This window comes from Streptomyces carpinensis, assembly GCF_002154505.1.
Taxonomy (GTDB): domain Bacteria; phylum Actinomycetota; class Actinomycetes; order Streptomycetales; family Streptomycetaceae; genus Streptomyces; species Streptomyces carpinensis.
Map to the genome: position 1 here is coordinate 1 of NZ_MUBM01000087.1, position 7,140 is coordinate 7,140.

General features: G+C 71.9%; 6 protein-coding genes. All 6 read right to left on the reverse strand.

Annotation, left to right across the window (positions count from 1 at the left end; all coding sequences use genetic code 11):
- On the reverse strand, positions 1–548 hold a 548-nt coding region (locus BZY54_RS13015; protein WP_208640641.1), incomplete at its 3' end, for a lytic transglycosylase domain-containing protein.
- 436 nt (positions 549–984) lie between these two features.
- Positions 985–2,310, reverse strand: a complete 1,326-nt coding sequence (gene phoH2, locus BZY54_RS13020; RefSeq protein ID WP_086725339.1) for an RNA 5'-3' helicase PhoH2 — start codon at positions 2,308–2,310, stop codon at positions 985–987.
- 373 nt (positions 2,311–2,683) lie between these two features.
- Positions 2,684–3,457, reverse strand: coding sequence for an isoprenyl transferase (locus BZY54_RS13030; protein ID WP_086725341.1), 774 nt, complete (start codon positions 3,455–3,457; stop codon positions 2,684–2,686).
- A gap of 921 nt (positions 3,458–4,378) precedes the next feature.
- Positions 4,379–5,173: a class I SAM-dependent methyltransferase gene (locus BZY54_RS13035; RefSeq protein WP_086725342.1), complete on the reverse strand. Its 795-nt coding sequence runs from the start codon at positions 5,171–5,173 to the stop codon at positions 4,379–4,381.
- Between the two features lie 68 nt (positions 5,174–5,241).
- Positions 5,242–6,123, reverse strand: coding sequence for an LLM class flavin-dependent oxidoreductase (locus BZY54_RS13040; RefSeq protein WP_086725343.1), 882 nt, complete (start codon positions 6,121–6,123; stop codon positions 5,242–5,244).
- A 70-nt stretch (positions 6,124–6,193) separates the two neighbouring features.
- Complete coding sequence (locus BZY54_RS13045; RefSeq protein ID WP_086725344.1) at positions 6,194–6,934, reverse strand: prepilin peptidase; 741 nt, start codon at positions 6,932–6,934, stop codon at positions 6,194–6,196.
- Positions 6,935–7,140: the final 206 nt, after the last annotated feature.

The window sequence follows — 7,140 nt, forward strand, 5'->3', positions numbered from 1 at the left end:
AGGCCGTAGGCGCCGGAGGAGGCGTTGACGGCCTGGTAGTTCCAGCTGGACTCGTGGTTCACGATGTTGCTGAAGCACTGGAACTGGCCGCTGGGCACGATCTGACGCGCCATCGCCTGTATCTGCGCCACCGTGTAGGAGCTCTGGATGGGGAAGCTGGAGGAGTCGCGGGCCGCGCTGCGACTCGCCGCCTTCGCGGCCTCTTCCCGCTTCTTGGCGTCCGCGGCCGCCTTGGCGGCCTTCTCGGCCTCGGCCTTCTTGGCGAACGCGGTCTCGGCGGCCGCCTTGCGCGCCGCCTCCTCGGCGTCCTTCTTGGCGCTCGTGTCCGCGGCGATGGCCTGTGCGTCGGCCTGCTGCGCGAGGGAGGCGGTCTGCACCTGGGCCTGCTGGCCCGCAGGTATGTCGGCGAGCAGCGTCGCGTCGGCTGCCGTCGCTTCGGCGTCGTTGTTCTGCGCGGTGCTGCCCGAGGCAACGCCGACGACGCTTCCGACAGCGGTGACCGCGGTGGCCGAGGCCACTGCGAGTCCCCGGACCGAAATCCGGCTCACACGGTTTCCTTCCAGCATCGCCCGCTTCGGTGACCCTGGCGGACGCAATCGTGCCCCTGGCACTGGCCTCCCAACTGCGGGGTCACGGGAGGCGCGGGCCCGGTGGGCAACTCCCGTCACGGGAGCGCCGCGTGGTGCTCGGGCGGCATACGACGACGCTATGGAGTTGAGGTGGTGCTCAGGTGGTGCTGTACCGCTGGGGGTACAGGTGTGTCGTATGCGGGGCCTGACAGGAGTGAGACTCTAGCCGTAACCGAACACCGCAAAGCAATTCTGTGTTGCGTGTGAAAGCTCACATCCCGTTTGGCCCACGGTTTTTCATGAAAGTCCCGCACATGCCGACGCCGCCCGGCTAGGCTCTCGGCCTTTGTCGGGCGGCGCCAACTTTCGCACATCCGTCCCAATATGGGACAACAGTGCGAACAAGGTCAATGGATCAGATGTGTCCGTCCTCCAGCATTTCGGTCACCAGTGCGGCGATCTGGGACCTCTCGGACCGGGTCAGCGTCACGTGCGCGAAGAGCGGATGGCCCTTCAGTTTCTCCACCACGGCGACCACCCCGTCATAGCGGCCGACACGCAGATTGTCCCGTTGTGCCACGTCATGGGTGAGAACCACCCGCGAGTTGGCGCCGATCCGGGACAGCACGGTCAGCAGGACGTTCCGCTCCAGCGACTGGGCCTCGTCCACGATGACGAACGCGTCGTGCAGCGACCGGCCGCGGATGTGGGTGAGCGGCAGTACCTCCAGCATCCCGCGCGCGGTGACCTCCTCGATGACCTCGCGGGAGGTGACCGCCGACAGCGTGTCGAAGACCGCCTGCGCCCAGGGACTCATCTTCTCCGCCTCGGTGCCGGGCAGGTAGCCGAGCTCCTGCCCGCCGACCGCGTACAGCGGGCGGAAGACCATCACCTTCTGGTGCTGACGGCGCTCCAGCACCGCCTCCAGGCCCGCGCACAGCGCCAGCGCCGACTTGCCGGTGCCGGCCCGGCCGCCCATCGACACGATCCCGACGTCCGGGTCGAGCAGCAGGTCGAGCGCGATGCGCTGCTCGGCGCTGCGGCCCTTGATGCCGAACGCCTCCCGGTCGCCGCGCACCAGCCGGACGTTGCCCTCGGCCGTCACCCGGCCCAGGGCCTTGCCACGCTCCGACTGGATCGTCAGGCCCGTGTGCACGGGCAGTTCGGCGGCCTCGGGAACGTAGATGTGGCCCTCCTCGAAGAGGATGTCCACCTGTTCGCCCGGAAGGGTGAGTTCGGACATCCCGGTCCAGCCGGAGGCGTCCGTGATGGCGAGTTCGGCCCGGTACTCCTCGGCGAGGAGCCCCACGGAGGACGCCTTGATCCGCAGCGGCAGGTCCTTCGAGACGACCGTGACGTCGTACCCCTCGGCCTGCAGATTGCGGGCGACCGCGAGGATGCGGGAGTCGTTGTCCCCCAGGCGGTAGCCGGTGGGCAGCACGCTGGGGTCCGAGTGGTTGAGCTCGACCCGGACCGTTCCGCCGAGGTCCCCGATCGGGATGGGGGCGTCGAGGCGGCCGTGCCGGACCCGGTAGTCGTCGAGCAGGCGCAGGGCCTGCCGGGCGAAGTAGCCGAGTTCGGGATGGTGCCGCTTGGCCTCCAGTTCCGTGACCACGACGATGGGGAGCACGACTTCGTGCTCGTCGAAGCGGGTCAGGGCGTTCGGGTCCGCCAGCAGGACGCTGGTGTCGAGAACGTAGGTGCGCCGATCTGGCTTGTGGCGCTTTGTGCTGGTCACCACGGAAGGACGTACCCCCTCGGATGAGGTCGGGGAGCGACGATGCGGATGCCGGGCCGGGAGGGCGGGGGCATAGGGGCCGGTCGCCGGCCCACGCACTCGGCGGGCCGGGAACCGGCCCCCCTCGTCTTCGTCCGCGCTGTGACCGCACGGTCGGGCTCGTGCAAAGGGCCTCCCGGGCGGACGGCCCTGAGCCGCCCGCTGAGATACGACACCCGTGGTTCGGGTGTCGACCTGTCTGGCTTATGCCCTCGAACATGCGCCACCATGCAAATACACGGAGCGGCACACGGATGAACTCCTCGTGAAGACACGTACGCCGCCGACACCCGCAGCGGGTACGCCCCCTATGACCCTTGTGGGCGCCGGCCGTCCCTCAGCCGCCGTAACGGCGGTGGCGGGCCGCGTAGTCGCGCAGAGCGCGCAGGAAGTCGACCTTGCGGAAGGCCGGCCAGAAGACCTCGCAGAAGTAGTACTCCGAGTGCGCGGTCTGCCAGAGCATGAACCCGGACAGCCGCTGCTCCCCGCTGGTGCGGATCACCAGGTCGGGGTCGGGCTGGGCCTTGGTGTACAGGTGCCGGCCGATCATGTCGACGTTCACGGCCTCGGCGAGGTCCTCCATGGAGACGCCCCTGTCGTGGGCGTCGTGGAGCATGGAGCGCACCGCGTCGGCGATCTCCTGGCGGCCGCCGTAGCCGATGGCGACGTTGACCAGTATTCCGCCGACGTCGGCGGTGGCCTCCTCGGCCTCCTTCAGGGTGGCCTGCATGCCCGGCGGGAGCAGGTCCCTCGTGCCGACGTGGTGCACGCGCCAGCGGCCGTCGGCGGCCAGCGAGCGGACGACGTCCTCGATGATGCCGAGGAGGGGGACGAGCTCCTCCTGGGGCCGGTCGAAGTTGTCCGTGGACAGCAGCCAGAGGGTGACGACCTCGACGTCCGTCTCGGAGCACCAGCCGAGGAACTCCTCGATCTTGTCCGCGCCGGCCCGGTGACCCTGGGCGGTGGTGGAACCCGCGGCCTTCGCCCAGCGCCGGTTGCCGTCCATGATGACGCCGATGTGCTTGGGCACCTGAGCGTGGTCCAGGTGGCCTTCCACCCGGCGCGCGTACAGCCTGACCAGCAGGCCGCGCAGCTTGTCGCGCAGGTTCACGTGTTCGTCAGCCCCTCCGTATGGATCGGACAGGCGCGCGGCCGGGGCGTTCTCCTGTCCGTGCGGCGGCCTGGTCCGTATGGCGGTCCCCGGGGGCGAAGCCTACCCCCGGCACGACCAGGGTCCCCCAATGGGTTGTCATGCGCGCCCCGAAGCAGCGTCCGGTTCCCACTTGTGGCAGACCCGTGGCAGAACGCGGACCGGGGGTGCGCTCCGATCCGCCCCGATCCGCGCCCGGCCGGTGCTCGGACCGCGGCCTGCCCGCGCTCGGCACGCGGCTGATCCGTGACTGGTCCGTCCGGGTCACGCACCGGGACCTGTATCAAACAGAGCCCCCGCCGCTCGTAAAAGAAGACGGGCCGGTCCGTGGGGGGGAGACGGACCGGCCCGAGGGGGGGTTTCCACCATAACCCTTCGTAAGTGATGCTGCGTCCCCCGGCGCGCCACAACTACTCTCCGAAATCGACCGGCGACGCCACGGAAGTGGTGGAAGCGGCTGTTCCGCACCAGATCATGGCCGGATCACAGCGAATTCACAGGGAGAACGGCCGGGATACGGCGAGATCCGGAGGGTTTGCGCCATCTGGGGACCCCTCGGCGAGCTGTTCCGGATCCCTCCCACGGGCGACCCGGTCGCGAACGCCCGCTTGACGCCGAAGGCGGTCCAACCTCGGCCGCCCCAGGGACGCCGAGTCGCCGTCATCAGCGGGCACGGCGTCGCGCAGCCCCCTCCACTGCGCGATGCCACCCGCGCAGCTTTGCTCACGCGAATTACATTGGTCTGAACTTACTGGAGCCGTAGTGGTGGCGGGAGGGGCAGGCGGTAACAATGTGGAAACTGCGAAGCGCCCGGCCCGGACAGACCGGGCGAAATCCCCGGCCCGACCCGGTGAAGCCGGCCGGGCGGCCGGGCTCCGGCCGTCAGCCCGGCCTGCGGGCCTCGACGAGATGGCGCGTGCTGTGCGCCACGAACGGGCCCTGGGCCCGGATCCGCTCGTGCAGTTCCCGGAGCCTGGACTCGTACGCCTCGACCGTGAAGCCGGGGACCATCCAGACCACCTTGCGCAGGAAGTGCACGACGGCCCCGATGTCGTGGAACTCCACGCGCAGCCGCTCGGCGCGCAGGTCGACCATCTCCAGGCCGGCGGCCTCCGCGTCCGCCCGCTCGCGGTCGGGGTGCCGGGCACTGCGCGACTCCTCGGCCAGCGGCCCCAGGAAGTACTCGACGAGCTCGAAGACGCTGGCGGGCCCGACGTGCTGGGCGAAGTAGGTACCGCCGGGTCCGAGGACGCGGGCGATCTCCTCCCAGTGCGGGCGGACGGGATGCCGGCTGACGACCAGGTCGAAGGCGCCGTCCGCGAACGGCAGCGGCGCATCCTCGGCCGAGGCCACGACCACGACACCGTGCGGACCGAGCAGCTCGGTGGCCTTCGCCACGTTGGGCGGCCACCCCTCGGTGGCGGCGAGCAGCACGGGACGGCGCGGGGCCCGGCCGAGGGCGAAGTCGAGGACCTCCCCTCCCCCGGTCTGCACGTCCAGCACGGCGTGCGCGCCGGCCAGCCGGCCGGCCGTCGAGACGGCGTACCCCCAGGAGGGCCGCTCCTCGGTGGCCCGCCCCTCGAACCACGAGAAGTCCCACCCTTCGGTGGGCACGGCGGCCCCTTCGGCCACGAGGTCCTCGAAGGTCGCGGAGGAACGGCGCCACGGGTCTGTCATGCGGGTGATCGTTCCAGTTCGGACCCTTCGGCGCCGCTCATTTTCGGGCCGCCGATCACGACCGCCGGTCACGGCACCAGCGGCCGCACCTCCTGGGCGGTGAAGCGGATGAACCCCTCGGGGTCCGGCTCGTCGGCCGTGGGCTGGAGGATCACCGAGTCGGCGCCCGCGTCCACCAGGGCCTGGACGGCCTTGGCCACGGCCGGGGCGTCCCCTGCCACGCCCAGGTCGGGAATGGCGGACCGGCCCTCGGCGGTCAGTTCGGCGCGCAGCCGGGCCTCGGCGTCGGGCCCGGTGGCGGTGAGGAGGTAGACGACGACGGGGTGCGCACCGGTGCGGCCGGCCGCCCGCCGTCCCTCGTCGATGAGCCGACGAGCGCGGCGAACGCCGGCCGGGGGCGTGGCCGCGTCCAGGATCGTGCCGTCGGCCGCCTCACCGGTCAGGCGCAGCGTGCGCGGTCCGGTGGCGCCCGCGAAGACCGGGACGGCGCTCTCCGCCGGCGGCGGCCAGTCCAGGGCGACGTCGTCCAGCCGGACATAGCGGCCGCCCTGTGTCGTGAGCCGCTCTCCGCGCAGCAGGGCGCGCAGGGCGTCCAGATGTTCGCGCAGCAGGGTCGTCGGGGACTCGGCCCGCGCGCCGACCTGCTCCATCCAGTCCTGCACGCCGTGCCCGACGCCGAGGGTCGCGCGGCCCGGGAAGAGCCGGTGCAGCGTGGCGGCCTCCATGGCGGTGAGGGCCACGTTGCGCAGGGGCACGGGCAGCAGGCCCACTCCGACGCGGACCCGCTCGGTCCAGGCGAGGGCGGCCGCCGCCGTGGAGATCCCGCCCTCCAGGAAGCAGTCCTCCCACAGCCACAGTTCCTCGAGGCCCACGTCGTCGGCGAGGCGGGCGATCGAACGCAGTCGCTCGGGGGGCAGTTGGGGCCGGAAGACGGCACCGAGTCCAGTCATGACGACTTCCTCCCCACCGGCCCCGCTCCCTACTCGCAGCACTCCTGACGCGACTTCCCGCACCGGGCGCTCACGCCACCGCGAACGCGCCCAGCAGCAGACCCGTGAACGCCCCGCCGATCATGAACGGCCCCAGCGGCATCGCGGACCTGCGCCCCGCCCGGCGCAGCACGACCAGTCCCAGCCCGTAGCAGGCGCCGTAGAGCAGCCCGGCGAAGCCGCCCACGACCAGGACGGGCCAGCCGTACCAGCCGAGGACCGCCCCGAGCGCCAGCGCCAGCTTGACGTCGCCGAAGCCCATGCCGGACGGGTTGACGAGGAAGAGGACGAAGTACGCGGCGCCCAGGGCGAGTCCGCCGAGCAGCGCCGTCGGCCACGAACCCGCGGCGGCGGGCAGCAACGCGGCCACGCCCAGCAGTACGGCGGCCGCGGCGGCGAGCGGGAGCGTCAGCACGTCCGGCAGCCGGTGCACCCGGTGGTCGACGAGCGCGAGCAGCACACCGATGGGCGCGGCGAGCAGCCAGACCACGACCTCCGGCCGGGGCCCGGTCGCGGCGGCGAGCACGGCGCACACGACGGCGGTGAGCGCGCCGACGACCGGCGTGCTCGGCCCGTACGTCCCACAGCCCGCGGCGGTGCAACGCGCCCGTCCCGCCCAGCCGCCGAACGCCCCCGTGATCGGATGCCCGTCCGGGCACTCACCGCGCCACGGCTCCCCGGCGTCGACCGAGAACCGGTGAGCGGCGCGGGGCACCAGCAGCCCGGCGCCCGCGCCCCACAGGGCGGCGAGGACGATCAGAAGTACGCGCACGCGGGGACCCTAGCCCCGGCCCGCCGGGCGCGGCATGGGCCCGTGGACCCATGTGGGGCCCACCGCCGTACCGATACGGTCGGTCGACGACGCGACACGGCGACCGGGGAGGCGGCCGGGGATGGGACGACGCTGGCGGGACGGGCGGGGCGAACTGGTCGTGCACGGCGCCGGCCACAACGGTGCGGCGCCGGTGACGGTCCCGC

What these genes read in the sequence shown, in the direction of transcription:
- BZY54_RS13040 (WP_086725343.1), bottom strand. Translation starts at nt 6,123, where the DNA reads ATGACTGGACTCGGTGCCGTCTTCCGGCCCCAACTGCCCCCCGAGCGA.
- BZY54_RS13035 (WP_086725342.1), bottom strand. Translation starts at nt 5,173, where the DNA reads ATGACAGACCCGTGGCGCCGTTCCTCCGCGACCTTCGAGGACCTCGTG.